Source organism: Arthrobacter sp. RCC_34 (assembly GCF_041360795.1).
Taxonomy (GTDB): domain Bacteria; phylum Actinomycetota; class Actinomycetes; order Actinomycetales; family Micrococcaceae; genus Arthrobacter_E.
In genome coordinates, this window is record NZ_JBFUPW010000001.1 from 853,550 (window position 1) to 878,532 (window position 24,983).

Here is a 24,983-nt window from a genome sequence, read left to right on the forward strand (position 1 = left end):
CTCACAGAGCCGTTCAGCTCACGGCCAGCCCCTCCACGGGGGAGAGGCGCGCCGCACGCCGGGCCGGGACGATGGAGGCGAGCAGTGCCGCCACGATCGCCACCAGGAGCACTCCGGCGATGCCGAGCCAGGGGGCGTCGAAGGGCACGGGCCCCATCACGCCGAGGGCGGACTTCGCCCCGAGCCAACCGAACGCTCCGCCGAGCAGCACGCCGAGGAGTGCCGACACTCCTGCGATCAGCACCGCCTCCAGGGCCAGCATGAGCCGGAGCTGGCGCCGCGTCAGACCGAGTGCCCGGAGGAGTGAGTTCTCACGGGTGCGTTCCAGCACGGACAGGCTCAGCGTGTTGGCCACACCGATCAGGGCGATGAACACCGCCACTGCCAGCAGGGCCGTGACCACGAGCAACATGACGTTGATGACCTCTTCGAACGCGGCCCGTTCCATGACTGCTCCGCTCACGTAGGCCGCCGGGACGTCCAGCGTCGTGGCGATCGTGTTGACCACGCCGCGGATGTCGCTCGCCTGCACATCGGCGTTGAGCTTCACCCACAGCCGCTCGCCCGTGGTGGGGAGGGCGTTGTTGATGGTCTTGGCATCCTCAAGGGTCATGACCGGTAGCATCTCGTCCGTCTTGGTGCGGACGGCCTCGAGGACGATCTTGCCCCGCGGGCCGTTGACGGTCACCGGACCCTTGGGACCGGTGCGGGAGACCAGGAGGGTTCCGTTCTGCGGCTGGCGGTTCTGGTCGTTGAGGACCGTGCGGGCGGCGGCCGGATCGACCGCGTAGACCGTCATCTGGGACCCGTTGGCGCCGTCGGAGGTGTCGACGAAGTTGCCGGCGGTGACGAGCAGCGCGCTCGACGCCACGCCCTTCAGCCCGGAGACGCTCTCCGCGGAGGCCGGGGTGAACGCCTTGGAAGCCGAGCCAGGCTGACGCTCGGACGGGCCCGACGGCGAGCTCACACTGATGTCGACGGGGTACCGTTCGGCCAGCCCCTGACCCAGGGACGCCTTCGCCGAGCCGGCGCCAACCATCATCATGGTCACGAGAGTCACGCCGATGAGCAGGGCCGATGCCGTGGCCGAGGTGCGGGCGGGGTTGCGGACCGCATTGAGTGCGGCCAGCCGGCCGGGAACACCGCTCGGGTGAGCCAGGCGACCCACGGCGCGGACGGCCCCCGGAATGAACAGCCCGGCGCAGAACAGCACGCCCAGGAAGGTCAGAAGGCCGCCCGGAAGGGCCACGAACAGGCTGTTCATCCAGGCGCCGCCCAGCAGCAGGGGCAGGCCGATGACCAGCAGGATGAAGCCGATCACCAGACGGACCCGGCCGCGGCGGTTGCTCAGCGAGGCGTCGTCGAGCGGGCGGAGCGCCGCCAGCGGGGCGACCCGCGTCGCGGCCCGGGCGGGCACCAGAGCCGCGATGAACGTCATGATCACGCCGATGAGCACGCCTGCCACGAGGGCCCACGGATCGACGGCGAGGGTGGCGAAGGACCGTGTCGGGTCCGTCTTCGCCAGGGCGATCAGCCCGGCCATCACGCCGACACCCACGAGTGCGCCGATCACCGAGGAGACGAAGCCCACGATCGCCGCTTCCACCAGCACGGAGGAGCGGATCTGGGACCGGGTGGCGCCGATGCAGCGGAGCAGCGCCAGTTCGCGGGTGCGTTGGGCGATGATCACCGAGAAGGTGTTGGACACCACGAGGGCGGAGACGAACAAGGCGATCACGGCGAAGGCGAGCAGCACGACGGTCAGTTGATCCTGGCCGTCCGTGAACTGCTGGACCTGTGCGACGGCGGCCTCCTCCGGAGTGCGGATGGCGGACGCCACGGCGCCGGATGCGAGAGCCTTCGAGGCTTCCTGCTTGACGTGACCGACGTCGGCGCCGGCGGCCAGCCGGAGCTGGATCAGGGAGACCTTGTCCTCACCACCGGAGAGCTGCGAGACCACGGAGGCGGGCGCGAGAAGCTGCGCGAAGCTGCCTCGCAGCGGATCGGAGCTCGGCTCCAGGATGCCGGAGATCTTGAGCGCGATCTGCCCCGGCTTGGGGGCGCCCGCGCTCTCCTCGGCGCCACCGCCCGGCTGGAGTTTCAGCACGGACCCGACGCTGAGCCTGAACTGCTCTGCCGTGCTGGCGTCGATGGCCACTTCGCCGGTGGAGCCCGGCAGATGGCCCGAGCGGGGCTTCGCGGATTCCAGTTCGGCGGGGGCGGAATTCCGGACCATGCCCAGGAAGGAGGCGTTGTGACCGTCCACCAGGGCGATGGTGTCGGCCTGGCCGTAGACGGATTCCACGCCCGGCACCTTGGACAGGGTCGTGACGTCGCCCGGAGTGAAGTTCTCGCTGCTCTTCACCGGGGCCACCACGAGGCCGGCCCGGTGATAACTTTCGCCGAGGCTCGCGGCGAGGGAGGCCTTGGTGCTGGAAGACACCAGGAGGGTGCTGACCAGGAAGGCCACCGCGAGCATGATGGCCAGGCCCACGGCGATGAAGCGCCGCCCGTGGGTGCGCAATTGGGAGAGTGCGACGCGCAGCATCAGGCCCCCAGCTCGCTCATGGCGGCGAGAACCGACTCGGCCGTGGGCTGCTCGATCTGACCGACCACCTGGCCGTCGCTCATGAGGATCACGCGGTCGGCGTAGCTCGCGGCGACCGGGTCGTGGGTGACCATGATGATGGTCTGACCCAGTTCCTTGCTGCTGCGGCGGAGCAGGGAAAGGACCTCCGCGCCGGAGCGGGAGTCCAGGTTGCCGGTGGGCTCATCGCCGAACAGCACATGCGGCCTGGTGAGCAGGGCGCGTGCGACGGCGACGCGCTGCTGCTGCCCACCACTGAGCTCGTGCGGGCGGTGCTTGAGCCGGTCCTTGAGGCCGAGGACGTCCACGATGAAGTCGAACCATTCGAGGTCGGCCTTGCCGCCCGCGAGTTCGATGGGGAGCAGGATGTTCTGCTCCGCCGTGAGAGTGGGCACGAGGTTGAAGGCCTGGAAGACGAAGCCGACGTTCTCACGGCGCAGGGTCGTCAGCTGGGTGTCGTTCAGGCCGGTGATCTCGGTGTCGCCGAGGTGGATGTGGCCGGAGTCGGCGGTGTCCAGGCCTGCGAGAAGGTGCATCAGGGTGGACTTGCCGGAGCCGGACGGCCCCATGATGGCGGTGAAGCGGCCCTTGGCGAAGTCGATGCTGACGTCCCGCAGAGCGGCCACGGCGGTTTCGCCCTTGCCGTAGTTCTTCACGAGATGCTGGGCGCTGACGGCCAGTTGCGTGGTCCCGGAGGGCGAACCGGGCGAAGGGAATTGGTGCGTTGTCGTGGTCATGGTTCCACGCTATGGCGCGGCGCCGGTCCGGCGGATCGGGCCGTGGTCTGCCTTTCGGAGGCGGTGGGCTCATACCGGGGGATGAGGCCCGGGCCGGAAGCCTCCGCCCAGGGTCAGCCGACGCCCGGGGTGACCACTCCGGCCTCGTACGCCATGACCACCAGCTGCACCCGGTCGCGGGCCTGCATCTTGGCCAGCACGTGCCCCACGTGGGTCTTGACGGTGGCCTCGGAGACGAACAGCCGGGCGGCGATCTCCGGGTTGGAGTCACCTGCGGCGATCATCTCGAAGACTTCCCGCTCGCGCGGCGTGAGGGAGTCGAGTTCCTCCTGATGGTTGCCACGGGCCTGGGGGCTGTTGCGGAGCATGGGCGCCACGTGATCCAGGAGCCTCCGGGTGGTGGAGGGGGCGATCACGGCGTCGCCGCGGTGCACGGTGCGGATGGCTTCCAGGAGTTCTTCGGGGGGCGCGTCCTTGAGGAGGAACCCGCTGGCGCCGGCCTGAATGGCTTCGAGCGCGTACTCGTCGAGGTCGAAGGTGGTCAGCACCACGACCTTGAGGCCGGCACGCTGCGATCCGGGGTTCTGGCGGGAGGAGTCGTCCAGCAGACGGCGGGTGGCTTCGATTCCGTCCATGCCGGGCATGCGCACGTCCATGAGCACCACATCGGCCGTCGTGGCGGCGAGGTTCTGGAGGGCTTCGAGGCCGTTGGACGCTTCGGCCACCACCGTCAGATCCGGCTGGGAGTTGATGAGCATGCTGAAGCCCGAGCGGACCAGTTGCTGATCGTCCACCAGGGCGACGCGGATGGGGGTGGGTTCCTGCATGCTCAGGCCTCCGAGTAGGGGATCAGTGCTTCCACGGTGAATCCTCCGCCAGGGGCGGGTCCTGCCGTGACCTTTCCATCGTAGAGCGCCACGCGCTCGGCCATCCCGCGCAGCCCGTTGCCGCCGCCGGCCGACGGCGGATCGGCCGCGGCGCCGCGGCCGTCGTCCTTGATCGTCAGATGCAGCCCCTTGGCGCTCCACCGCAGCGTGGCGTTCACGGAGGCGGCCGGTCCGGCGTGCTTGAGGCAGTTGGTGAGCGCCTCCTGCACGAGCCGGTAGGCGGTCAGCCCCGCGCCGGCGGGCAGCGTCGAGCGCGGCGCGCCTTCCTCCTGGAGCGCGACGGCGAGCCCGCTGGCCCGCATGTCCGTCACGAGATACGGGATGTCCTCGAGCCCTGGCTGGGGCCGGTACTCCGTGTCCTCTTCCTGCCGGAGCACTCCGAGGAGCCTGCGCATCTCGGCCAGCGAGGCGCGGCCGGTCTGAGCGATCGTCTCCAGGACTTTGCGTCCCATCTCCGGCTCCGCCACCGCGGCGTACCGGCCGCCGTCGGCCTGGGTGATGATCACGGAGAGCGAGTGGGCCACGATGTCGTGCATCTCCCGGGCGATGTGCGCCCGTTCATCCGCGGCGGCCAGCGCGCGTTCCTGCTGATTCTCGATCTCGAGACGCCGGGCCCGGTCCTCCAGGGCCTGGATCCTGATGCGCCGTGCCCGGGTGAGGGCGCCGAGGGTCCAGCAGAAGAGGACGACGAGCCAGAGAGTGACGGCTGCCATCGCGACGCCGAAGATCTCGCCCCGGGAGAAGTCGTTCGCGTTCTGCGCGAGGATCTTGGCGGGGAGCAGGACACCGCCGAGGAGACCGAGGATCAGGGCGAAGCGGCCGTCCCAGCGCCGGCCGTACGCCGCAGCGGCGTAGATGATGAAGGGGACGGCCAGGATGCCGCCGGCGAGGTCGTATTCGATCGCGAGGCTCGCGACGCAGAGCACCGCGAGCGTCCACATGGCGATGCGCGGCCGGGTCCGGCGCCAGGCGAGGGTCGCGAGCATGGGGAGGCTCAGAATGGCGCCCCAGTTCCTGCTCGTGTACATCGGATCGCCGGGGTCCGGCGAGGTGACCATCGACAGCAGGTAGATGGACTCGACGCCGAGGATGACGAGGACCGCCACGATGACGTCCACGATGAAGTGGTGCCGGTGGGTCCAATGGGTGATGCGCTGCCAGAATTCCATCGTTCCCGACCTTATGCCACCATTCCGGCACGGTCCTCAACCCTGGGTCGGAAATCGGCGCACACCCGCCCCAGTGGAGGCCTGTTTCACAATGTGAGACGCGTTGACCATATTCTGGATGCTCTGGCACTGTGGAAACATGAGCACGAGCACCATTGATCTGGCAGTCATCCCCGGCGACGGCATCGGCCCCGAAGTCACCGCTGAGGCGCTCGCCGTGCTCACCGCCGCCGTCGAACGTGACGGCGTTCAGGTCTTGCCCACGCACTACGCGCTGGGCGCCCAGCACTGGCTCGAGACCGGCGAGACCCTGCCGGAAACCGTGCTCGAGGACCTGAAGACCCGGGACGCCATCCTGTTCGGCGCCATCGGCGCCGCGCCCGGCGACACCCGCATCCCGTCCGGCCTGGTCGAGCGCGAACTGCTGCTCAAGCTGCGCTTCTCGCTGGACCACTATGTGAACCTGCGTCCCTCCCGCCTCTACGGCACGGTGGGCAGCCCCCTGGCGAACCCGGGGGAGATCGACTTCGTCGTGGTCCGCGAAGGCACCGAAGGCCCGTACGTGGGCAATGGCGGCTCCCTCCGCACGGGAACCCCGCAGGAGGTGGCCACCGAGGTCTCGCTCAACACGGCCTACGGCGTCGAGCGCGTGGTCCGGGACGCCTTCCGGCGTGCCAGCCAGCGCCCCCGCAAGAAGGTCACCCTGGTGCACAAGCACAATGTCCTGGTCTTCGCCGGGCATCTGTGGAAGCGCACCGTGGAGGCTGTCGCCCAGGAATTCCCTGAGGTCAGCCACGATTACCTGCACATCGACGCGGCCACCATCTTCATGGTGACCGATCCCAGCCGCTTCGATGTGATCGTCACGGACAACCTCTTCGGTGACATCCTCACTGACCTCGCCGCTGCCGTCACGGGTGGCATCGGCCTGGCGGCGTCCGGGAACATCAACATGGACCGCACCGCACCGTCCATGTTCGAACCCGTGCACGGTTCGGCGCCCGACATCGCCAGCCAGCAGAAGGCGGACCCCACGGCGGCCATCCTCTCCGCCGCGCTCCTGCTCGATCACTTGGGCCACCACGAGGCGGCCCGACGCATTGAGACGGCCGTGGCGGCCGACGTAGAGTCCCGCACGGGTGCCCCGCGCACCACGAGCGAGATCGGCGCAGCCATCACCGAAGCCGTCCGCAAAGCGTAAGCTTGGCAAGGACAACTCACCAGCCGCCGGCGGCGTCCCCTCAGCGATGAGCAGGCGCCGCTTCAGCGGCACTTTTTGGAGGAATCATGACTGCGACGGCTCAAGACGTCACCTTCACCATCCAGCGCTCGGAGACCCCGAAGTCCGCTGAGGAACGCGCCGAGATCCTGGCGAACCCGGGATTCGGCAACCACTTCACCGATCACACCGCCGTCGTCGACTACACCGTCGACGCGGAGGGCAACGGTTCCTGGCATGACGCCCGCGTCGAGCCGTACGGCCCGATCAGCCTGGACCCCGCGGCCGGCGTCCTGCACTACGGCCAGGAGATCTTCGAAGGCCTCAAGGCGTACCGTCACGCCGACGGTTCCATTTGGACCTTCCGCCCCGACGCCAACGCCCGCCGTCTGAACAAGTCCGCCGAGCGTCTCGCCCTGCCGCAGCTTCCCGAAGAGGTCTTCGTCGAAGCGATCAAGCGTCTCGTGGCCGAGGACCAGGATTGGGTGCCCTCCGGCGACGGCGAGGCGCTGTATCTCCGGCCGTTCATGATCGCCACCGAGGCCTTCCTGGGTGTCCGTCCGGCGCGCGAGGTGTCCTTCCGCGTCATCGCATCCCCGGCCGGCAACTACTTCGGCGGCGAGCTGAAGCCCGTGTCCATCTGGATCTCCCGTCAGTACGCCCGTGCGGGCCGCGGCGGCACCGGTGCGGCCAAGTGCGGCGGCAACTACGCCGCGTCGCTGATTGCCCAGATGGAAGCCGAGTCGCACGGCTGCAAGCAGGTCCTCTTCCTGGATCCGTTCAATGACAACGCGGTCGAAGAGCTCGGTGGCATGAACGTCTTCTTCGTCCTCAAGGACGGTTCCTTGGTGACTCCCGCCCTCAGCGGCACGATCCTCGAAGGCGTCACCCGGTCCTCCATCATCACCGTGGCCCGCGAAATGGGCCGCGAAGTGGTCGAGCGCAAGATCACGCTGGATGAGTGGCGCGACGGCGTGGCCTCCGGCGAGATCGCCGAGGTGTTCGCCTGCGGCACGGCCGCGGTCATCACCCCGATCGGCCTGCTCAAGGACGAGAACGAGAGCATCGGCAGCGAGGATGCCAAGGCCGGCGAGGTCACCATGGCCATCCGCGAACGCCTGCTCGGCATCCAGACCGGCAAGGTCGAAGACACGCACGGCTGGCTGACCCGCCTGGCCTGAGTCCGGTTCTTCCGGCTCCGGTTCCGGGCCCCGTGGCCGTCCGGCGACGCATCGCGTCGCTGGGCGGCCACAGCCGTTTCTGGCAAGCTGTCCTCATGCCGGAAACCACCCCCGACCGTCTTCCGTCCGGAGCAGACCTGGCCCCAGGCGTCTTGAGCGACGCCGGTCCCGGCCTCCGGGTGCTGCTCGCCCCGAACCCCGGGCCCATGAGCCTGCGCGGCACGCAGAGCTATGTGATCGGGCCGGACGGTTCCTGTGTGATCGTGGACCCCGGGCCGGAGGACGAGACTCATCTGGCGGCGCTGGCGGCCCTCCGGCCGGTGCTCATCCTGATCACGCACCGCCACGCGGACCACACGGCGGGGATCGACCGGCTCCGGGAGCTGACGGGCGCGCCGGTGCGGGCTGCGTCCCGGACCTTCTGCCGAGCCGCAGGGCCGTTGCTGGACGGGGAGACTCTGCGGGTGGGTGACCAGGAGATCCGCGTGATCGCGACGCCGGGCCACACCTCCGATTCGCTCTGCTTCCATGTGCGGGCCGCACGTGCGCCCGGCGAGGACGGGGGACCGGACGGCGGCGGCAGCCTCCTGAGCGGTGACACGATCCTCGGCACCGGCACCACGATGCTCGACCACCCGGATGGCACGGTCGCCGACTACCTCGCCAGCCTCGAGAAGCTCGCCGCCCTCGCGGAGGCCGCCAAGGCTCCGGTGACCCTGCTCCCGGCCCACGGCGGGCTGGGCGGGGACCTCGGCGTCGTCGTGCGGGAGTACCGGGAGCACCGCCTGGCCCGGCTCGCCGAGGTGCGCCGCGCCGTCACCGCCATGGGCGACGACGGCGACGCGGTCACCGCGGCCGTCTATCCGGATGTGCCGGACGGTGTGCGGCGCGCCGCGCGGCTGAGCATCGAAGCGCAGCTGCGGTACCTGCGGGAGTCCCGCGACGGCTAGGCCCGGGTGATCACGAGCGACACGTTCTGCCCGCCGAAGCCGAAGGAATTGCTCAGCACCGCGTCCTGCGGTGCGTCGCGCCGTTCGATGACGAGATCCAGATCGATGCCCGGGTCCACCGTGTCCGCAGAAAGGTTCCGGGTGGGCGGGATGACCCCGTGTTCCACGCTCAGGACCGCCAGGAGCGCTTCGATCGCGCCCGCGGCGCCGAACAGGTGGCCCAGGGCGGCTTTCGGCGCGGTGACCGTGGCCCGTCCGAGGACCTCGCGGATCGCGTGGGCCTCGCCGGAATCGCCCACCGGCGTCCCGGTCGCGTGGGCGTTGACGTGGGAGATGTCCTCCGGGCGCAGCCCTGCCTGGGCGAGGGCCTTGCGCATGGCGGCGGTCTGCCCCGAACCGTCCGGAGCCGGGGCCGTGATGTGGTGTGCGTCGGAGGTGATGCCCGCCCCGGCCAGGACCGCGTGAACGGCCGCGCCGCGGCGTCGCGCATGCTCCGCGCTCTCCAGGACGACGACGGCGGCCCCCTCCGAGAGGACGAATCCCCGCCGGTCGGCGGCGAAGGGCCGGGAGGCGGAGGCGGGGTCCTCACCCGGCTGCGCGAGGGCGCGGGTCTGGGCGAATCCGGCGACGGTGATCGGCGCGATGGCGGCCTCGGTTCCTCCTGCGATGACCACGTCAGCCTCTCCGGACCTGATGAGCCGGGCCCCGAGCGCGATGGCCTCGGCGCCTGACGAGCAGGCGGAGACCGGCGTGAACGCGCCGCCCCGGGCGCCGTACTGGATGCTGACGGTCGCGGCCGCGGCATTGGGCATGAGCATGGGGATCGTCCGCGGGGAGACCCGGCGCTGCCCCGAGGTCTCCAACACGTCGTCCTGCTCGAGCAGCGTGGTCACCCCGCCGATGCCCGTGCCGATGGCGACGGCGAATCTGTCCGGGTCGACGTCGGGCATTCCGGCGTCGTTCCATGCCTCTGCGGTAGCCACCAGGGCCGCCTGCTGGGAGCGGTCGAGCCGCTTGGCCTGGACGGGGTCCAGCAGGGTGGCCGGATCCGCCGCCATCCGGCCCGCGACCTGCGGGGCGAGTTCCGCGACCCCGGCGCCGGGCAGAGCGACGATGCCCAGCCCGGAGTCGCCGGCGAGAAGTGCGGTCCAGGTCGACGGGACGTCCTGGCCCAGGGGGGTGATGGCGCCGAGGCCGGTGATGACCACATCGGTGGATTCCATGGGATCGCCTTTCTTGTATGCGATACAACAATGCTTAAAGTTGTATCACATACAATTTGAGGATGATCGTGGAGCGAAGCACGGCGCCGGCCGCCCCCTCGTCGGGAGGGGAGCGTGGCCGCGCCACCCGGAATCGGCTCACGGCCACCGCCGCACGGCTCTGCTCCGAACGGCGGAGCCTGGACGTGAGCGTGGCCGAGATCGCCCGGGAGGCCGGCGTCTTCCCCAACCAGGTCACGTATCACTTCGGCTCCAAGGATTCCCTGCTGCTCCACGCCGCCTTCCTGGTGCTGTTGCAGGAGACGCGAAGGGTCGAGCGGATCGGCCGGCAGGCGCACGACGCCGAGGCGTTCCGGCGGAACATCTCTCGGGCCGTGCTCGCTCTTCCCGCATTGCCGCTCGTGGCGAAGGCCCTCGCGACCGGGATCGCCAAGCCTGAGCTGGCCCCCGTCGTGGACCAGCACCTTCACCTGCTGTTCCGCCAATCGGAGCGGTTCCTGCGGCAGCAGACCGACAGTCGGGGATGGGTGACGGAACGGCCCCTCGAAGCCGAGTCACGGACCTTCTGGAGCACGGCGCTGGGGGCGGCGCTCCTCTCACGCGCCGGCGCCGACGGAACGGCCGATGACCTGGACCTGGCCGGCGTGCTGACCGTCCGGAGCGGGACAGGGCCGCAGGGCTGAGAACGAGTTCCGCGCCCGGAATCGGTTTCCGCGCCCCTAGACTTAGCACCATGCGTATCGCCCGTTTCGTCCTTGACTCCGAACCCCAGTACGGCATCGTCGACGGCCCCGCCGGGTCCGAGACCGTGACCGTCATCCACGGCGACCCGTTCTTCAACGGCGTCGAGCGGACCGGAACCACCCACCCGCTCGCCGACGTCCGTCTCGTGGCCCCGATCATCCCGCGCAGCAAGGTGGTGGGTGTCGGCCGCAACTACGCCGAACACGCCGCTGAGCTGGGCAACGAGGTCCCCGAGGAGCCGCTGCTCTTCTTCAAGCCCAACACCTCCGTGATCGGTCCCGGTGAGCCCGTCTTCCTGCCCGAATTCAGCGATGAGATCTCCTTCGAGGGCGAACTCGCCGTCGTGATCGGCCGTATCTGCAAGGATGTGCCGGTGGAGCGCGCCGACGAGGTCATCTTCGGATACACCTGCGCCAACGACCTCACAGCCCGCGACGTCCAGCGCCGCGAGAAGCAGTGGGCCCGCGCCAAGGGCTTCGACGGCTCCGCGCCTCTCGGACCGTGGATCGAGACCGAGCTGGACACCGAGTCCCTCGGCCTGCGCACCCTGGTCAACGGCGAGGTCAAGCAGGACGGCAACACCGCGGACATGGTCTGGGGTGTCAAGGAACTCGTCGCCGAAGTGTCCCGCGCGTTCACCCTCCTGCCCGGTGACGTCATCCTCACGGGCACCCCGGCCGGTGTCGGGCTGCTGAACGAGGGGGACCGGGTCTCTGTGGAGATCGAGGGCATCGGGACGCTGAGCAACCCGGTGGTGCGGCGCTAGGCGTCCCCCCGAGCCTCCCGGACGGCCCTTCCGGGCACGACGGCGCGTGGCGGCGGAAGCCGCGACGCGCCGTCGCGCTGTCCGGACTGAGCCGGGGCGTCCGTGGACGGTCCCGGAAAGTCGTAAAGTTAGAACCACTATGACTACAGCTGAACGCCTTGGCTCCGAAATCCCCAGCGTCGATGACACCACGCCTGTCCGCGTGCGCTTCTGCCCGTCTCCCACGGGCACCCCGCACGTCGGCCTGATCCGCACCGCCCTGTTCAACTGGGCCTACGCCCGCCACACCGGCGGCAAGATGATCTTCCGCATCGAGGACACGGATCAGCAGCGCGACTCGGAGGAGAGCTACCAGCAGCTCCTCGAGGCCCTGGCGTGGCTCGGAATCACCTGGGATGAAGGCGTCGTGACCGGCGGCCCGCACGAGCCGTACCGCCAGTCCCAGCGCGGTGAGATCTACCAGGACGTCATCGCCAAGCTGGTCGCCGGCGGGCACGTCTACGAGTCCTACTCCACGCCGGAGGAGATCGAAGCCCGCCACCGCGCCGCAGGCCGCGACCCGAAGCTCGGCTATGACGGCTTCGACCGCGAGCTGAGCGAGGAGCAGGTGGCGGCGTTCAAGGCGGAGGGCCGCGAGCCCGTGCTGCGCCTGCGCATGCCGGACGAGGACCTCACCTTCACCGACCTGGTGCGCGGCGAGATCACCTTCAAGGCGGGCTCCGTTCCGGACTTCGTGGTAGTCCGAGCCAACGGCCAGCCCCTCTACACCCTGGTGAACCCGGTGGACGACGCGCTCATGGGCGTGACGCACGTGCTCCGCGGCGAGGACCTGCTGTCCTCCACGCCGCGCCAGATCGCGCTCTACCGCGCGCTGTACGCCATCGGTGTCGCCGAGTACATGCCGCTCTTCGGCCACCTGCCGTACGTGATGGGCGAGGGCAACAAGAAGCTCTCCAAGCGCGACCCGCAGTCCAGCCTCTTCCTGCAGCGCGACCGCGGCTTCATCCCGGAGGGCCTGCTGAACTACCTGGCCCTGCTCGGGTGGTCTCTGTCCGCCGACGAGGACATCTTCACAGTGGACCAGCTCGTGGAGAACTTCGACATCCACGACGTCCTGGCCAACCCGGCGCGCTTCGACCAGAAGAAGGCGGACGCCATCAACGGCACCCACATCCGTCTCCTCGGCGCCGAGGACTTCCGCAACCGTCTGGTGCCGTACCTGCGCGCCGCGGGCCTGGTGGGGGAGACCCTCACCGGTCGCGAGGAGGAGATCCTCACCGAAGCCGCGCCGCTGGTCCAGGAGCGCATCACCCTGCTGGGCGAGGCCCCGGAGATGCTCGCGTTCCTCTTCAAGGCCGACGACGCGATCGACGTCGCGGATGACGCGCTGAAGGGCATGCCGGAGAACGCCGGCGAGGCGCTGGATGCCGCGGTCGACGCGCTGGACGCTCTGGAGGACTGGAACGCCGAGACCATCCAGGAGGCCCTGCGAGGCGCTCTGGTGGACGGCCTGGGCCTCAAGCCCCGCCTGGCCTTCGGCCCGGTCCGCACGGCCCTCTCCGGCCGCCGGATCTCCCCGCCGCTGTTCGAGTCGATGGTGATTCTGGGGAAGGACTCCTCCCTGGCCCGTCTCCGCGCCTTCCGCGCCACCCGCTGAGGCGCGCCATGGTCCCCACGGGAGTCCTGTTCGACATCGATGACACCCTCGTGGACCTGGCCTCCGCCATGACCCGCGCCCTGGGCGGCAGCCTCCTCGAGGTCCTGCCGCCCGGGGCGCTGGCATCTCTGGGGCTGGGTTCCGGCGTGCCCGCCGCGGACGGCGCGGGGCTTTCCGCGCACGACGCCGAGGCCCGCCGTCGCTGGCTGGCGTTCAGTGAGCACTTCGTGCAGGACGTCACCGGCGCCTACGACGACTACCTCACCGGCCGGCTGGACTTCCGGTCCATGCGGATCCTGCGGCTGCACCGGGCCGCGGAGCCGCTCGGCCTGACGGTCGACGACGAACTGGCCCTGCGCTGGGTCGTCCGGTTCGCGGAGCTCGCCGAGTCCGGGGTGACCCCGTTCCCGGACGTGCTGCCCGTGCTCGACCTCCTCGACGCGCACGGTATCCCGTATGGGGCGGTCAGCAACAACGTGGAGGCGTTCCAGCGGGCCAAGCTGGGCTACGCCGGGCTGTCCCGCATCACGGTGGTGGTGGGGACCGACACCCTCGGCGTGACCAAGCCCGACCCCGCCATCTTCCACGAGGGCGCGCGACAGCTGGCCGTGCCGCCGGCGGACTGCTGGTACGTGGGGGACAACCCGGTGGTGGATCATGACGGCGCCGTGGCCGCCGGTCTGAAGGGCGTACACCTGGATCGCGGGATCCCCGGGAGCGGCAGCTCCGGGAACTCTCCTGTGCCCGGATTCGTGCGGCCGGCCGGGGAGCGCCTGACCATCCGTTCCTTGTCCGAAGTGCCCGCGCTGCTCGGTCTCGATGACCCGGCGCGGGAGTCCCTGAGCGTCGGTGACGCGGTGTGATCCACCGCTCCGGCCGCCGATTTGTCAGCGGCCAGGCGAACAGGTAAAGTAATTACTCGTGCTGAGGGGCACGGTGAACCGCAAGGGGAACCGGCGAATGCCCTGAAATGCCGATGGGATATGGTGTAATTGGCAACACTACGGTTTCTGGTACCGTCATTCTAGGTTCGAGTCCTGGTATCCCAGCGCAGGTTTTCCTTCGGGAAAAACAGCCGGAAGATCGAGTTCTCTCTGATCCTCCGAAAAGTACTGGCCCCATCGTATAGCGGCCTAGTACGCCGCCCTCTCACGGCGGTAACGCGGGTTCGAATCCCGCTGGGGTCACGAAATCCATTCACGCGGCATGCCGGGTGGATGGTCTTCACGTCTGTTCACAGACGAAAATCGGCGCGGCGTTGTTCTCCGGAACAAGAGCCGCAAGTGCTCGGCCCCATCGTATAGCGGCCTAGTACGCCGCCCTCTCACGGCGGTAACGCGGGTTCGAATCCCGCTGGGGTCACCACGAAGAATCCCCGGTCCTCATGGGCCGGGGATTCTTGCGTTTAAGCCTGGCTCTTCGCTGACTGTTCGCCGAGTTCGGGGGTTGCTTCCGAGAACAGGGGTTGCAGCCACCGCGCTCGGAACGAATCCCCGAACTCGGCGGGCGTGGGCTTGGCCGACACGCGGCTCTCAGGCGAGGGCGGCCTGGACCTTCAGCAGGGTCCGGAGGTTCCGGGTGGTGGTGTAGGGCTTGTAGGCGGCCCGTGCCATGAGCTTGGAGACAGGAGCGTCCGTGCTGGATCCCACGGCCACCTGGGTCGCGATGGCGCCGGGTGTCAGACGGACGATGCCGGTGGGGCCCAGTGCCGAGGCGGCCTCGATCAGGGAGTCCAGCACCGTGGGGTCGCTGGCCAGGGTGACGTAGGAGTGCTGCTCCGGGTCGTCGGCCGGATAGGGGGTGGCCTTGACGATCCGGTCGATCTCCTCGCGGTCCGTGACGATGACCCAGGCGTCGTACCCGAAACGGGCCCGCAAGGCGTCCTCGCAGGCCTTCTTCACGGCGTCCGGACCGGCATCCGACTCCAGGATCACGTTGCCCGTCGCCAGCAGCGTCTTCACGTTCTGAAAGGGTCCGTCGCTCAGGCGGGCCTTGAGGTCGGCCATCCGGATGTTGATCCCTCCCACATTGATCCCGCGGAGGAAGACGGCGTAGCGGTGCGGCTCGGTCATGACGTCAACCGTGCCTCAGTCGTTGCCCTTGCGCAAGGCTTCAGTGAGCAGGCGCCCGGCGTTGCAGACGACCTCGGCGTGCATCCGGCCCGGCTGCCGCGTGAGGCGCTCGATCGGTCCGGAGATCGACACGGCGGCGATCACGCGGCCGGACGGCCCGCGCACGGGGGCCGAGACGGAGGCGACCCCCGGCTCGCGTTCGCCGAGGCTCTGAGCCCAGCCCCGACGTCGTACGCCCGCGAGGACGGTGGGGGTGAAGCGGGCGTTCTGCAGGCCCTCCAGCAGGCGGTCGTGGTCCTCCCAGGCGAGCAGCACCTGGGCGGCCGAGCCGGCCTTCATGGAGAGCTGGGTGCCGACGGGGATCGTGTCCCGCAGGCCGACGGGGCGTTCGGCGGAGGCGACGCACACACGCCATTCGCCCTGGCGGCGGAAGATCTGGGCGGACTCGCCGGTGGCGTCCCGCAGCTGGAGGAGCACCGGGCCGGCAGAGGCGATCAGACGGTCCTCACCCGCGGCGGAGGCCAGCTCGACGAGGCGGCTGCCGAGCACGAAGCGGCCCTGCATGTCGCGGCTCACCAGGCGGTGGTGCACGAGGGCGAGGGCGAGCCGGTGCACGGTGGGGCGTGCGAGTCCGGTGGCAGCGACCAGCTGTGCCAGGGTGGTCGGTCCGGCCTCGAGAGCGTCGAGAACCTGAGCCGCTTTGTCGATGACGCCGACGCCACTTGAAGTGTCCATACAATGATATTGCCGTCTCAATATCTGAGATGCAAATCATTTCGCTGGCACTCTCCGGTGCGGGCTGGAACAGTTGAAATACAGCATCAGCACACCGCGGGGCCACCGGCCCGCGCAATGAAGGGAGAAGGCCATGCCGAAGACACTGGCCGAGAAGGTCTGGGACGCGCACATCGTGCGTAAAGGCGAGGGCGAAGGAGTCAACGCCCAGCCCGATCTCCTCTTCATCGACCTTCACCTGGTGCACGAGGTGACCTCCCCGCAGGCCTTCGAGGGTCTGCGCCTGGCCGGCCGTCCGCTGCGCCGCCCCGATCTGACGATCGCCACCGAGGACCACAACACTCCGACGATCGACATCGACAAGCCGATCCCGGACCCCACCAGCCGCACCCAGATCGAGACGCTGCGCGCCAACTGCAAGGAGTTCGGCGTCCGCCTGCACTCCCTGGGTGACAAGGAACAGGGCATCGTCCACGTCGTCGGCCCGCAGCTCGGCCTGACGCAGCCCGGAATGACCGTGGTGTGCGGCGACTCCCACACCTCCACGCACGGCGCGTTCGGCGCGCTGGCCATGGGCATCGGCACCTCCGAGGTCGAGCATGTCATGGCCACCCAGACGCTGTCCCTGAAGCCGTTCAAGACCATGGCCATCAACGTGGAGGGCACCCTGAAGCCGGGCGTCTCCTCGAAGGACATCATCCTGGCGGTCATCGCGAAGATCGGCACCGGCGGCGGGCAGGGCTACGTCCTGGAATACCGCGGCTCCGCCATCCGGGCGCTGTCCATGGAAGCGCGCATGACCATCTGCAACATGTCGATCGAGGCCGGCGCCCGCGCCGGCATGGTGGCGCCGGACCAGACCACCTACGACTTCATGAAGGGCCGCCCGCACGCTCCCGAAGGAGCCGACTGGGATGCCGCCGTCGAGTACTGGGACACCCTGCACACCGATGAGGGGGCCGTCTTCGACGAGGAAGTCTTCCTGGACGCCGACACCCTCGCGCCGTTCGTCACCTGGGGCACCAACCCGGGCCAGGGCGTGTCCTTGTCGCAGGCCGTCCCGGACCCCGAGTCCTTCGGTGACGAGAACCAGAAGGCCGCCGCACGCCGTGCCCTGGAGTACATGGACCTGGAAGCCGGCACCCCGATGAAGGAGATCCGGGTGGACACCGTGTTCCTCGGCTCATGCACCAACTCGCGCCTGGAGGACCTGCAGGCCGCGGCGGACGTCATCCGTGGCCGCCGCAAAGATCCCGACATCCGCATGATGGTGGTTCCCGGCTCCGCCCGTGTCCGCTTGGAGGCGGAGGCGATCGGCCTGGACAAGGTCTTCAAGGAGTTCGGCGCCGAGTGGCGCTTTGCGGGCTGCTCGATGTGCCTCGGCATGAACCCGGACCAGTTGGCCCCGGGCGAACGCTGCGCGTCCACCTCCAACCGCAACTTCGAAGGCCGTCAGGGCAAGGGCGGGCGCACCCACCTGGTCTCGCCCGTGGTGGCCGCCGCCACCGCGGTCCGCGGGACGCTGAGCTCCCCGTCGGATCTGGAACCCCTGGCACAGGACGACGCCGGCGCTGCCGCCGCCTGAGCCCGCCGCGACACGATTTCCCAGGAGCACACGATGGAAAAATTCACCACCCACACCGGCATCGGCGTCCCGCTGCGTCAGAGCAACGTCGACACGGACCAGATCATCCCCGCTGTCTACCTCAAGCGCATCACCCGGACGGGCTTTGAAGACGCCCTGTTCGCCGGCTGGCGCAAGGATGAGAACTTCATCCTGAACCGGGAGCCCTTCAACCGCGGCTCCGTGCTGGTGGCCGGCCCCGACTTCGGCACCGGCTCCTCGCGCGAACACGCGGTCTGGGCACTCAAGGACTACGGTTTCAAGGCCGTGCTGTCCTCGCGGTTCGCGGACATCTTCCGTGGCAACTCCGGCAAGCAGGGCCTCCTGGCCGCCGTGCTGGAGCAGGACGACATCGAGCTGATCTGGAAGATCCTCGAGAACGCGCCGGGCACCGAGATCCGCGTGGACCTCCAGTCCAAGGTCGTGGAATGCGGCAACGTCGTGGCGCCGTTCCAGATCGACGACTACACCCGCTGGCGTCTGCTGGAAGGCCTGGATGACATCGGGCTGACCCTGCAGCACGAAGAGGACATCACCGCCTACGAGGCGACGCGGCCGTCCTTCAAGCCGAAGACGCTCCCTGCCAAAAGCTGAATGGCGGCGCGCTGAACGGCCGAGCGTTGAACGGCCGCCCAGCCGGCCACGACTGACGTGACACACGACGACGGCGGCCCCTCCCGCGGGAGGGGCCGCCGTCGTCGTGCGGAGAGTGCGTCAGCCGGTGTGCGGCTGGTCAGTCCCGCAGCCAGGCGGTGGTCGCGCCCGGGAGCGTGTGTCCCTCGAGGGGGCCGCTGCTCAGCAGGACCTCGCCGTCCGGGAGCGTGGCCGGAGCGTCGCCGAAGTTCGTGACGCTGATCCAGCCGCCGGGACGCCGGAAGGCGAGCACCGAGGGCTCCTCAGTGGGCAGCCATTCGAGGTCCTCGGCCGCCTGGAGCTCGCTCCGCAGAGCCAGGGCCTTGCGGTAGAAGCTCAGCGTGGAGTCCTCATCCGCTTCCTCCGCCTGCACCGAGTAGTCCGCGAACCATGAGGGCTGGGGCAGGTGGGAACCGCCGGCGCCGAAACCGAACGACGGTCCGGACGACGTCCAGGGCAGGGGGACGCGGCAGCCGTCGCGGCCGATCTCCACGCCGGGGTTCCGGAAGAAGGATGGGTCCTGCCGCTCCGAGTCCGGGATCTGACCGACTTCCTGTAGCCCGAGCTCCTCGCCCTGGTACAGATAGGACGAGCCCGGCAGGGCGAGCATGAGCTGCGTGGCGGCGCGGGCGCGCCGCAGGCCGAGTGCGGCGTCCACCGCGCCCGGGTCACCGCCGTCGAGCAGCCAGGACTTGCCGGCGTTCGCCATGATGGCGCCGGACTCCGCCGGACCGGACTCTGGCAGCCCGTAGCGCGTGGCGTGCCGGACGACGTCGTGGTTGGAGAAGACCCACGTGGAGGAGGCGCCGCTTGCCGCTGCCTCGGCGAGGTTCTTCGTGATGACCGCGCGGAAGTCCTCGGCCCGGAAGTCCGCCTGGAGGAGGTCGAAGTTGAACGCCTGGCCCAGTCCCTCCGGGCTCGCGTACCGGGCGCGGCGGTCCGGGTGCACCCAGGCCTCGGCCACGGCCGTGCGGGCGGGGGAGTACTCGTTGAAGACCGTGCGCCACTCGGCGTAGATCTCGTGCACCGCGTCGCGATCCCAGAACGGGTGGGAGCCGTCCACGAACCCGTCCGTCCCGGTGTTCAGCGCCTGGAGGTCCGCCTTGGACGGCATCGGCTCGGAGAAGTCCTTGACCATCCCGTGCGCCACATCCACGCGGAATCCGTCGACGCCGCGGTCGGACCAGAACCGCAGGGTCTTCAGGAAATCCTCGCGGACCTCGGGGTTGTCCCAGTTGAAGTCCGGCTGTTCCTTGGCGAACAGGTGGAAGTACCACTGACCCGGGGTGCCGTCCGGTTCGGTGACGCGTTCCCAGGCCGGGCCGCCGAACACTGAATCCCAGTCGGACGGCGGCAGTTCGCCGTGCTCGCCCTTGCCGTCGCGGAAGATGTACCGGTTGCGGGCGGGGGAGCCGGGTTCCGAGGCGAGGGCCTCCTGGAACCACTCGTGGCGGTCGGAGGAGTGGTTCGGCACGATGTCCACGATGAGGCGGATGCCGGCTGCGTGGAGCGCGGCGACCATGTCGTCGAAGTCCGCGAGGGTGCCGAGACGCGGGTCGACGTCGCGGTAGTCGTCCACGTCGTAGCCGCCATCGGCCAGGGCCGAGGGGTAGAACGGGCTCAGCCAGACGGCGTCGATCCCCAGTTCCCGGAGATACCCGACCTTGGACGTGATGCCGGGCAGATCGCCGATGCCGTCACCATTCGCATCGGCGAAGCTGCGCGGGTAGATCTGATAGACGGCCGCCTGGCGCCACCACTCGGGGTCGCTCAGGTGGTCGGCGTCGCGGTGCTGTGCCTCGGGGGCGGTGGTGCTCACAATGCTCCTTGTCGGAAGGTCGGGGTCCGGCCCAGGGATCACTCGGGCCGGGAACGGGAGAGGAGGCGGTCAGGCCGAGGCCGCGGTGCCCGGGACACGCAGCCAGGCGGTCGCGGAACCCGGCAGCAGGCCGTTCTGCACGGGTGCGCTCGCGAGCAGCAGCTCTCCCACGGGCAGCTCCACAGGTTCCTGGCCGAAGTTGGTGATCGTCAGCCAGCCACCGGGACGGGTGAAGCCGAGTGCCGCAGCGGGCGTCTCCACCCAGTCCAGCGTCTCGGCGCCCTGCAGCGTGCTGCGCAGGTGCAGGGCCGCACGGTACAGATTGAGGGTCGACGCCGGGTCCGAGTCCTCGGCTTCCACCGAGTACGCGCCGAACCACTCCGGCTGGGGCAGATGTGCGCCGCCCGGCCCGAAGCCGAAGGACAGTCCGGACAACGTCCAGGGGAGTGGCACACGACAGCCGTCGCGCCCCAGGCCGTCGTAGGACCAGGCAGGCTGGTGCACCGAGCGATGGTAGGCCGGGTCCTGCCGAGCCTCGGCCGGCAGATCGCCGACTTCCTGCAGGCCGAGCTCCTCACCCTGGTAGAGGTAGGTGCTGCCGGGCAGGGCCAGGAGGAAGAGCGTGGCGGCGCGGGCCCGGGCGAGGCCGAGGGCGGGATCGACGCCGTCGGCCGGCGCTCCGGCGATCATCCACTCGATGCCCTGTTTGACGCCCTTGCGGTCTCCCAACGGCGGTAGCCCGTAGCGGGTGGCGTGGCGGGTGACGTCGTGGTTGGAGAGCACCCAGGTGGAGGACGAGCCGGTGGTCGCCGACTGGGCGAGGTTCTCCGTGACGATCCGGCGGAACGCCTCCGGGTCGAAGTCCGCCGTCAGGAGATCGAAGTTGAAGGCCTGGCCCAGCCCGTTCGGTGAGGCGTACTTCGCGCGGCGCACCGGGGAATCGACCCAGGCCTCGGCGACGGCGGTGCGGGGCGGGTCGTACTCGTTGAACACGGCGCGCCAGTCGGCGTAGATCTCGTGCACCTCGTCCCGGTCCATGAGCGGGTGCGTGCCGGAGTCGCGGTCCAGGGCCTCCAGTTCCGCGCGGCTGGGCAGCGTCTCCGGAAGGTCCTTCACCAGGAGGTTCGCCACGTCCACGCGGAAGCCGTCCACGCCGCGATCGGACCAGAAACGCAGGGTCTTCAGGAAGTCCTCGCGGACCTCCGGGTTGTCCCAGTTGAAGTCCGGCTGCTCCTTGGCAAAGGTGTGCAGGTACCACTGGCCCGGCGTCCCGTCCGGTTCGGTGATGCGCTCCCAGGCAGGCCCGCCGAACACCGAGTCCCAGTCCGACGGCGGGAGCTCCCCGTGCTCGCCCAGCCCGTCACGGAAGAGGTACCGCTCCCGGGCCGCGGAACCGCGGGGCGAGGCCAGAGCCTCCCGGAACCACGCGTGCTCGTCCGAGGAGTGGTTCGGCACGATGTCCACGATGACGCGGATGCCGGCGGCGTGCAGGGCCGTCACCATCTCGTCGAACTCGTCGAGCGTGCCGATCCGCGGGTCGACGTCGCGGTAGTCCGCCACGTCGTAGCCGCCGTCCGCGAGTGCCGAGGGGTAGAAGGGACTCAGCCACACGGCGTCGATCCCCAGACCGGCCAGGTACGGCACCCGCGAGATGATGCCGCGCAGATCGCCGATGCCGTCGCCGTCGGCGTCCGCGAAAGAGCGGGGGTAGATCTGGTAGACGGCGGCCTGACGCCACCAGGTGGCCTCGGGGAGGAGGACGGGTTCTGCTGCCATGGGGGATTCCTCGGGGAAGTCGGTGTGACGGATGCGGCGGAGTGGGCGTCAGCCCTTGACGGCGCCCTGGGTGACGCCCGCCATGACCCAGCGCTGCGTGAACAGGTAGGCGACGATCGCGGGAGCCATCGCCATGAGGTAGGACGCGAAGGACACGTTGTAGTTGTTGCTGAATTGAGTCTGGAACAGGTTCTGCCGAACCGGAAGGGTCTGCAGTGCCGGATCCGAGATGATGAGGGACGGCATCATGAAGTCGTTCCACGCGTACAGGAACGCGAAGATGCCCACCGTGGCGCTCATGGGGGCGAGCAGCGGGAAGATGATGCGCCAGAAGGTGACCCAGGTGCTCGCCCCGTCGATCCGGGCGCTCTCTTCGAGCTCGAGCGGGATCGACCGGAGGAAGGCCGTGAACAGCAGCACGCTGAAGCTCAGCTGGAACATGCTTGCCAGAAGGATGACTCCCAGCGGGTTGTCCAGGTGCAGGAGCCCGGTGAGCTGGATCTGCGGCAGCGCCACCACGGGGAACGGGATGAACATCGCGGCCAGCAGATAGTAGAACGAGTAGCGGAACACCTTGCGGTCCCAGTTGCGCACGATCGCGTACGACGTGAACGCCGAGAGCACGATGGTGAGCACCACGGTGCCGGCCGTCACCAGGAGGCTGACACCGGCCCCCACGGGGAAGCTCGTCAGATTCCAGGCCTGCACGAAGCCGTCGACCGAGAAGGGCGCGGGCAGCGAGAAGGCGTTGCCGTCCACGGCCTGCGCCCCGGTCTTGAACGCCATCGAGAGGGTGACGTAGAGGGGCAGGAGCACGGTGACCGCGCAGAGCAGGAGCAGGACGGTGGCGGGCCAGTTGACCCGCTCCAGCCGGACGCGGGGCGTGTGGCCCCGGCCCCGGGTGAGCTCGCGCTCGCCGTCGGTGGCGGGTGTCTCAGAGGTGAGAAGCGTCTGCGTCGACATCAGAGTGCGTTCCTTCCGCGGGTCAGCGAGAGCTGGAGCAGGGAGATGAGGACCGCGACGACGAAGAAGATCGTCGCGTTGGCCATCTGGTAGCCGTAGTCGCCGCCGTTGAAGCCGGCGATGATGCTCATGGCGATGCTGCGGGTCGAGGTGCCCGGACCGCCGTCGGTGAGGCCCTTGATGATGTCGTAGGCGTTGAGGAAGCCCTTGAAGCCGAGGATGACGTTGATGACCACGTACCCGGCCACGAGCGGCATGGTCACCCGCAGGAGCTGCTGCGTCTTGCTGGCGCCGTCCAGATCGGCCGCTTCGTAGACATCGCCCGGGACCGAGAGGAGCCCCGCGATGTAGATGAGCAGTGTGCCGGGGATGGCCTGCCAGGCGGTCACGGCCACGATCGCCACCCACGCGAGGTCCGGGTTGGCGAGCAGGCTCGTCTGGAGCCAGGTCACGCCCGTGGCCGTGCCGACGGCGGGCAGCGAGTTCGAGAACAGGAAGTTGAAGACGTACGCGATGATGATGCCCGAGATGACCATCGGGATCACGAAGACGGTGCGGAGCCCGGTCTTGAAACGGATGCGCGCCGTGAGCCCGATCGCCAGGAGGAAGGCGATCACGTTGACCACGAGCACGGTCACGATCGAGAAGCCGAACGTGAACAGGTAGCTCTGCAGGATGGCCGGGTCGCTGAACAGGGCGATGTAGTTGGTCAGGCCGTTGAAGCTCCAGTCGCCCACGCCGATGGAGTCGGTGAAGCTGAACGTGATGCCGATGACGCCGGGCACCGTGATGGCCAGGGTGAACAGGACGAGGCTCGGCAGCAGGAAGAGCCAGTAGACGGGTTCGACACGACGGCGGCTGCGGCGCACCGCGGTTCCCGCAGTGCTGGTGGAGGTGCTCACTTCGTCTTCTCCTTCGTGGCCGGCGCCCGGAACGCGAGCCGCGCCCAGTCGGCGTCCAGGGTGCGCAGGGTGGCTTCGGGCTGGGCGCCGAGGGCGATCGCCTGGGCGTAGTTGAAGACCGGGATGGTCTTCGGGATGAGCACCGAGGGACCCTGGTAGACCTTGCCCTGGTCGACGTAGGGGATCATCCCGGCGACCCGCGGATCCTTCGGAGGCGCGGCGCCCTTGAGCGGGGTGAACCCCAGCTGGGAGTCGTTGTACGCCTGGATGTGCTGGGGCTTGTAGAGGTAGTCCAGGAACGCCCGGGCGGCTTCCCGGTGCTTCGAGGCCTGGGGCACCATGGCCGCGAGGTCCAGGTTGACCCGCACGGCCAGGTCCTTCTCGTTGTTCGTCATGGGCAGGGGGAAGGTTCCGAGTTCCAGATCGGGCGCCGTCTTGGCGATCTCGCTGAACGCCCACGGCCCTTGCAGGTACATGGCGGCCTTGCCCTGGGCGAAGGCGAGGTTGCCGTCGCCGTAGGTCTGGCTGGCGGCGTTCTTGTTGGTGTACTTCAGGAGCTGCTGCATCTTGGCCAGCGGCCCGGCGAAAGCCTTCGAGAACGACGTCTTCGACGTCGTGCCCACCGTGTCGCCTTCGGCGGCGAGCCGCTGGTAGAAGTCCACGACATCGAGCGAGCCGCCCACGGCGTAATCGAACCAGCCCTGGCCGACCGTCCAGTTGTCCATGATGGTCGCCTGGAAGGGAGTGACGCCGGAGGCTTTGAGGGCCTCACAGGCGGCGAGCAACTGATCCCAGGTCTTCGGCACGGCGATGCCGTGGGCGGCGAAGATCTTCTTGTCGTAGATGACCGAGGACGCCATGACGGAGTAGGGGAGTGCGCTCTGCCGTCCCTCGCAATGTCCGTACTGATCCAGCAGGGGCTGGTAGTCCTGGCGGATCTGACCCGCGGCGGCCGTCCCGCTCAGATCGCTGAGCGCGCAGCGGTCGATGAACCGCGAGACTTCGGTGTTGTAGTTCGCCAGCATCAGATCCGGCGGGTTGCCGCGGACGAAACTCGCCGAGACCACGTCCACACCCGAGGTGTCCAGCACCACCCGCGTCTTGTCCTGCGAGGCGTTGTACTCGTTCACCAGCTTGGTCATGAAGGGGATCGCTTCGCGCTTGCTGAAGGTGAAACGGATGGTCTCCGTCCCGCCGTCGCTCGCACACCCTGAGAGCAGGCCGCCCAGTAGGGCGAGGCTCAACGCCAGCCCCGCTGTGCGCTTGGCCCGTGTCGGTTTCACAGACACCGTTGTCCTTTCGTCGTGCGGTGCTCGGACCGCAGGCGCCGGGCGGGAAG

General features: G+C 69.0%; 21 protein-coding genes and 3 tRNA genes. 12 read left to right on the forward strand and 12 right to left on the reverse strand.

Annotated features, from left to right (window positions below; genetic code table 11):
* Positions 1 to 13 precede the first annotated feature (13 nt).
* The 4 genes from AB6732_RS03955 to AB6732_RS03970 form a co-directional block, all read right to left on the reverse strand.
* Positions 14 to 2,548: an ABC transporter permease gene (locus AB6732_RS03955; RefSeq protein WP_370958485.1), complete on the reverse strand. Its 2,535-nt coding sequence runs from the start codon at positions 2,546 to 2,548 to the stop codon at positions 14 to 16.
* Complete coding sequence (locus AB6732_RS03960; protein WP_370958487.1) at positions 2,548 to 3,324, reverse strand: ABC transporter ATP-binding protein; 777 nt, start codon at positions 3,322 to 3,324, stop codon at positions 2,548 to 2,550. The genes AB6732_RS03955 and AB6732_RS03960 overlap by 1 nt, the downstream gene beginning before the upstream one ends.
* Before the next feature lie 113 nt (positions 3,325 to 3,437).
* Positions 3,438 to 4,151, reverse strand: a complete 714-nt coding sequence (locus AB6732_RS03965) for a response regulator transcription factor (protein ID WP_066210809.1) — start codon at positions 4,149 to 4,151, stop codon at positions 3,438 to 3,440.
* A gap of 2 nt (positions 4,152 to 4,153) precedes the next feature.
* Positions 4,154 to 5,380: a sensor histidine kinase gene (locus AB6732_RS03970; protein ID WP_370958489.1), complete on the reverse strand. Its 1,227-nt coding sequence runs from the start codon at positions 5,378 to 5,380 to the stop codon at positions 4,154 to 4,156.
* Between the two features lie 139 nt (positions 5,381 to 5,519).
* On the opposite strand from AB6732_RS03970, the gene AB6732_RS03975 reads away from it, so the two are divergent.
* The 3 genes from AB6732_RS03975 (at position 5,520) to AB6732_RS03985 (ending at position 8,730) form a co-directional block, all read left to right on the forward strand.
* On the forward strand, positions 5,520 to 6,581 hold the full coding sequence (locus tag AB6732_RS03975) for a 3-isopropylmalate dehydrogenase (protein WP_370958491.1): 1,062 nt from the start codon (positions 5,520 to 5,522) through the stop codon (positions 6,579 to 6,581).
* An 86-nt stretch (positions 6,582 to 6,667) separates the two neighbouring features.
* The gene (locus AB6732_RS03980) at positions 6,668 to 7,780 is read left to right on the forward strand and encodes a branched-chain amino acid aminotransferase (RefSeq protein ID WP_370958493.1); all 1,113 of its coding nucleotides are present in this window, start codon (positions 6,668 to 6,670) and stop codon (positions 7,778 to 7,780) included.
* Between the two features lie 95 nt (positions 7,781 to 7,875).
* Complete coding sequence (locus AB6732_RS03985; protein WP_370958495.1) at positions 7,876 to 8,730, forward strand: MBL fold metallo-hydrolase; 855 nt, start codon at positions 7,876 to 7,878, stop codon at positions 8,728 to 8,730.
* Here AB6732_RS03985 and AB6732_RS03990 read toward each other — a convergent pair.
* Positions 8,727 to 9,953: a beta-ketoacyl synthase gene (locus tag AB6732_RS03990; protein ID WP_370958497.1), complete on the reverse strand. Its 1,227-nt coding sequence runs from the start codon at positions 9,951 to 9,953 to the stop codon at positions 8,727 to 8,729. The genes AB6732_RS03985 and AB6732_RS03990 overlap by 4 nt on opposite strands.
* Positions 9,954 to 10,015: 62 nt before the next feature.
* On the opposite strand from AB6732_RS03990, the gene AB6732_RS03995 reads away from it, so the two are divergent.
* The 7 genes from AB6732_RS03995 (at position 10,016) to AB6732_RS04025 (ending at position 14,485) form a co-directional block, all read left to right on the forward strand.
* Positions 10,016 to 10,636 (forward strand): TetR/AcrR family transcriptional regulator C-terminal domain-containing protein, encoded by a 621-nt coding sequence (locus AB6732_RS03995; RefSeq protein ID WP_370958499.1) that lies wholly within the window; start codon positions 10,016 to 10,018, stop codon positions 10,634 to 10,636.
* 50 nt (positions 10,637 to 10,686) lie between these two features.
* The gene (locus AB6732_RS04000; protein WP_370958501.1) at positions 10,687 to 11,463 is read left to right on the forward strand and encodes a fumarylacetoacetate hydrolase family protein; all 777 of its coding nucleotides are present in this window, start codon (positions 10,687 to 10,689) and stop codon (positions 11,461 to 11,463) included.
* A gap of 139 nt (positions 11,464 to 11,602) precedes the next feature.
* Positions 11,603 to 13,120, forward strand: coding sequence for a glutamate--tRNA ligase (gene gltX / locus AB6732_RS04005; RefSeq protein ID WP_278266701.1), 1,518 nt, complete (start codon positions 11,603 to 11,605; stop codon positions 13,118 to 13,120).
* An 8-nt stretch (positions 13,121 to 13,128) separates the two neighbouring features.
* Complete coding sequence (locus AB6732_RS04010) at positions 13,129 to 13,983, forward strand: HAD family hydrolase (protein WP_370958504.1); 855 nt, start codon at positions 13,129 to 13,131, stop codon at positions 13,981 to 13,983.
* Between the two features lie 114 nt (positions 13,984 to 14,097).
* Positions 14,098 to 14,169: transfer RNA gene (locus AB6732_RS04015), tRNA-Gln, on the forward strand.
* A 65-nt stretch (positions 14,170 to 14,234) separates the two neighbouring features.
* Positions 14,235 to 14,307, forward strand: a tRNA-Glu gene (locus tag AB6732_RS04020).
* A 102-nt stretch (positions 14,308 to 14,409) separates the two neighbouring features.
* Positions 14,410 to 14,485: transfer RNA gene (locus tag AB6732_RS04025), tRNA-Glu, on the forward strand.
* 167 nt (positions 14,486 to 14,652) lie between these two features.
* Here AB6732_RS04025 and AB6732_RS04030 read toward each other — a convergent pair.
* Entirely contained in the window at positions 14,653 to 15,192 is a 540-nt protein-coding gene (locus AB6732_RS04030; protein ID WP_370958506.1) for a DUF1697 domain-containing protein, read from the reverse strand.
* A gap of 15 nt (positions 15,193 to 15,207) precedes the next feature.
* Positions 15,208 to 15,927 carry an IclR family transcriptional regulator gene (locus AB6732_RS04035; protein ID WP_066210786.1) on the reverse strand — a complete coding sequence of 240 codons (720 nt, stop codon included), beginning with the start codon at positions 15,925 to 15,927 and terminating at the stop codon, positions 15,208 to 15,210.
* Between the two features lie 133 nt (positions 15,928 to 16,060).
* Here AB6732_RS04035 and leuC point away from each other — a divergent pair, with 133 nt between their 5' ends.
* Entirely contained in the window at positions 16,061 to 17,512 is a 1,452-nt protein-coding gene (gene leuC / locus AB6732_RS04040) for a 3-isopropylmalate dehydratase large subunit (protein ID WP_370958508.1), read from the forward strand.
* Between the two features lie 33 nt (positions 17,513 to 17,545).
* Positions 17,546 to 18,145 carry a 3-isopropylmalate dehydratase small subunit gene (leuD, locus tag AB6732_RS04045; RefSeq protein ID WP_370958510.1) on the forward strand — a complete coding sequence of 200 codons (600 nt, stop codon included), beginning with the start codon at positions 17,546 to 17,548 and terminating at the stop codon, positions 18,143 to 18,145.
* Positions 18,146 to 18,284: 139 nt separating this feature from the next.
* Here leuD and AB6732_RS04050 read toward each other — a convergent pair whose 3' ends face one another.
* The 5 genes from AB6732_RS04050 to AB6732_RS04070 all read right to left on the reverse strand — a co-directional run bounded on the left by AB6732_RS04050 (position 18,285) and on the right by AB6732_RS04070 (position 24,933).
* On the reverse strand, positions 18,285 to 20,003 hold the full coding sequence (locus tag AB6732_RS04050; protein WP_370958512.1) for a glycoside hydrolase family 13 protein: 1,719 nt from the start codon (positions 20,001 to 20,003) through the stop codon (positions 18,285 to 18,287).
* A 69-nt stretch (positions 20,004 to 20,072) separates the two neighbouring features.
* Positions 20,073 to 21,779, reverse strand: a complete 1,707-nt coding sequence (locus AB6732_RS04055; RefSeq protein ID WP_370958514.1) for a glycoside hydrolase family 13 protein — start codon at positions 21,777 to 21,779, stop codon at positions 20,073 to 20,075.
* Between the two features lie 48 nt (positions 21,780 to 21,827).
* Positions 21,828 to 22,742: a carbohydrate ABC transporter permease gene (locus tag AB6732_RS04060; RefSeq protein ID WP_370958516.1), complete on the reverse strand. Its 915-nt coding sequence runs from the start codon at positions 22,740 to 22,742 to the stop codon at positions 21,828 to 21,830.
* A complete protein-coding gene (locus AB6732_RS04065; RefSeq protein WP_370958518.1) occupies positions 22,742 to 23,644 on the reverse strand; it encodes a carbohydrate ABC transporter permease in 903 nt (300 codons plus the stop codon). The genes AB6732_RS04060 and AB6732_RS04065 overlap by 1 nt, the downstream gene beginning before the upstream one ends.
* Positions 23,641 to 24,933, reverse strand: coding sequence for an ABC transporter substrate-binding protein (locus AB6732_RS04070; protein WP_370958520.1), 1,293 nt, complete (start codon positions 24,931 to 24,933; stop codon positions 23,641 to 23,643). The genes AB6732_RS04065 and AB6732_RS04070 overlap by 4 nt, the downstream gene beginning before the upstream one ends.
* Positions 24,934 to 24,983 lie beyond the last annotated feature (50 nt).

Coding starts and splice junctions, on each gene's coding strand:
- AB6732_RS03965 (WP_066210809.1), bottom strand. CDS start 4,151: ATGCAGGAACCCACCCCCATCCGCGTCGCCCTGGTGGACGATCAGCAA.
- AB6732_RS03960 (WP_370958487.1), bottom strand. CDS start 3,324: ATGACCACGACAACGCACCAATTCCCTTCGCCCGGTTCGCCCTCCGGG.
- AB6732_RS03980 (WP_370958493.1), top strand. CDS start 6,668: ATGACTGCGACGGCTCAAGACGTCACCTTCACCATCCAGCGCTCGGAG.
- AB6732_RS03985 (WP_370958495.1), top strand. CDS start 7,876: ATGCCGGAAACCACCCCCGACCGTCTTCCGTCCGGAGCAGACCTGGCC.
- leuD (WP_370958510.1), top strand. CDS start 17,546: ATGGAAAAATTCACCACCCACACCGGCATCGGCGTCCCGCTGCGTCAG.
- AB6732_RS04035 (WP_066210786.1), bottom strand. CDS start 15,927: ATGGACACTTCAAGTGGCGTCGGCGTCATCGACAAAGCGGCTCAGGTT.
- AB6732_RS04055 (WP_370958514.1), bottom strand. CDS start 21,779: ATGGCAGCAGAACCCGTCCTCCTCCCCGAGGCCACCTGGTGGCGTCAG.
- gltX (WP_278266701.1), top strand. CDS start 11,603: ATGACTACAGCTGAACGCCTTGGCTCCGAAATCCCCAGCGTCGATGAC.
- AB6732_RS03995 (WP_370958499.1), top strand. CDS start 10,016: ATGATCGTGGAGCGAAGCACGGCGCCGGCCGCCCCCTCGTCGGGAGGG.
- AB6732_RS04010 (WP_370958504.1), top strand. CDS start 13,129: ATGGTCCCCACGGGAGTCCTGTTCGACATCGATGACACCCTCGTGGAC.
- AB6732_RS04030 (WP_370958506.1), bottom strand. CDS start 15,192: ATGACCGAGCCGCACCGCTACGCCGTCTTCCTCCGCGGGATCAATGTG.
- leuC (WP_370958508.1), top strand. CDS start 16,061: ATGCCGAAGACACTGGCCGAGAAGGTCTGGGACGCGCACATCGTGCGT.
- AB6732_RS03955 (WP_370958485.1), bottom strand. CDS start 2,548: ATGCTGCGCGTCGCACTCTCCCAATTGCGCACCCACGGGCGGCGCTTC.
- AB6732_RS03975 (WP_370958491.1), top strand. CDS start 5,520: ATGAGCACGAGCACCATTGATCTGGCAGTCATCCCCGGCGACGGCATC.
- AB6732_RS03990 (WP_370958497.1), bottom strand. CDS start 9,953: ATGGAATCCACCGATGTGGTCATCACCGGCCTCGGCGCCATCACCCCC.
- AB6732_RS03970 (WP_370958489.1), bottom strand. CDS start 5,380: ATGGAATTCTGGCAGCGCATCACCCATTGGACCCACCGGCACCACTTC.
- AB6732_RS04000 (WP_370958501.1), top strand. CDS start 10,687: ATGCGTATCGCCCGTTTCGTCCTTGACTCCGAACCCCAGTACGGCATC.
- AB6732_RS04060 (WP_370958516.1), bottom strand. CDS start 22,742: ATGTCGACGCAGACGCTTCTCACCTCTGAGACACCCGCCACCGACGGC.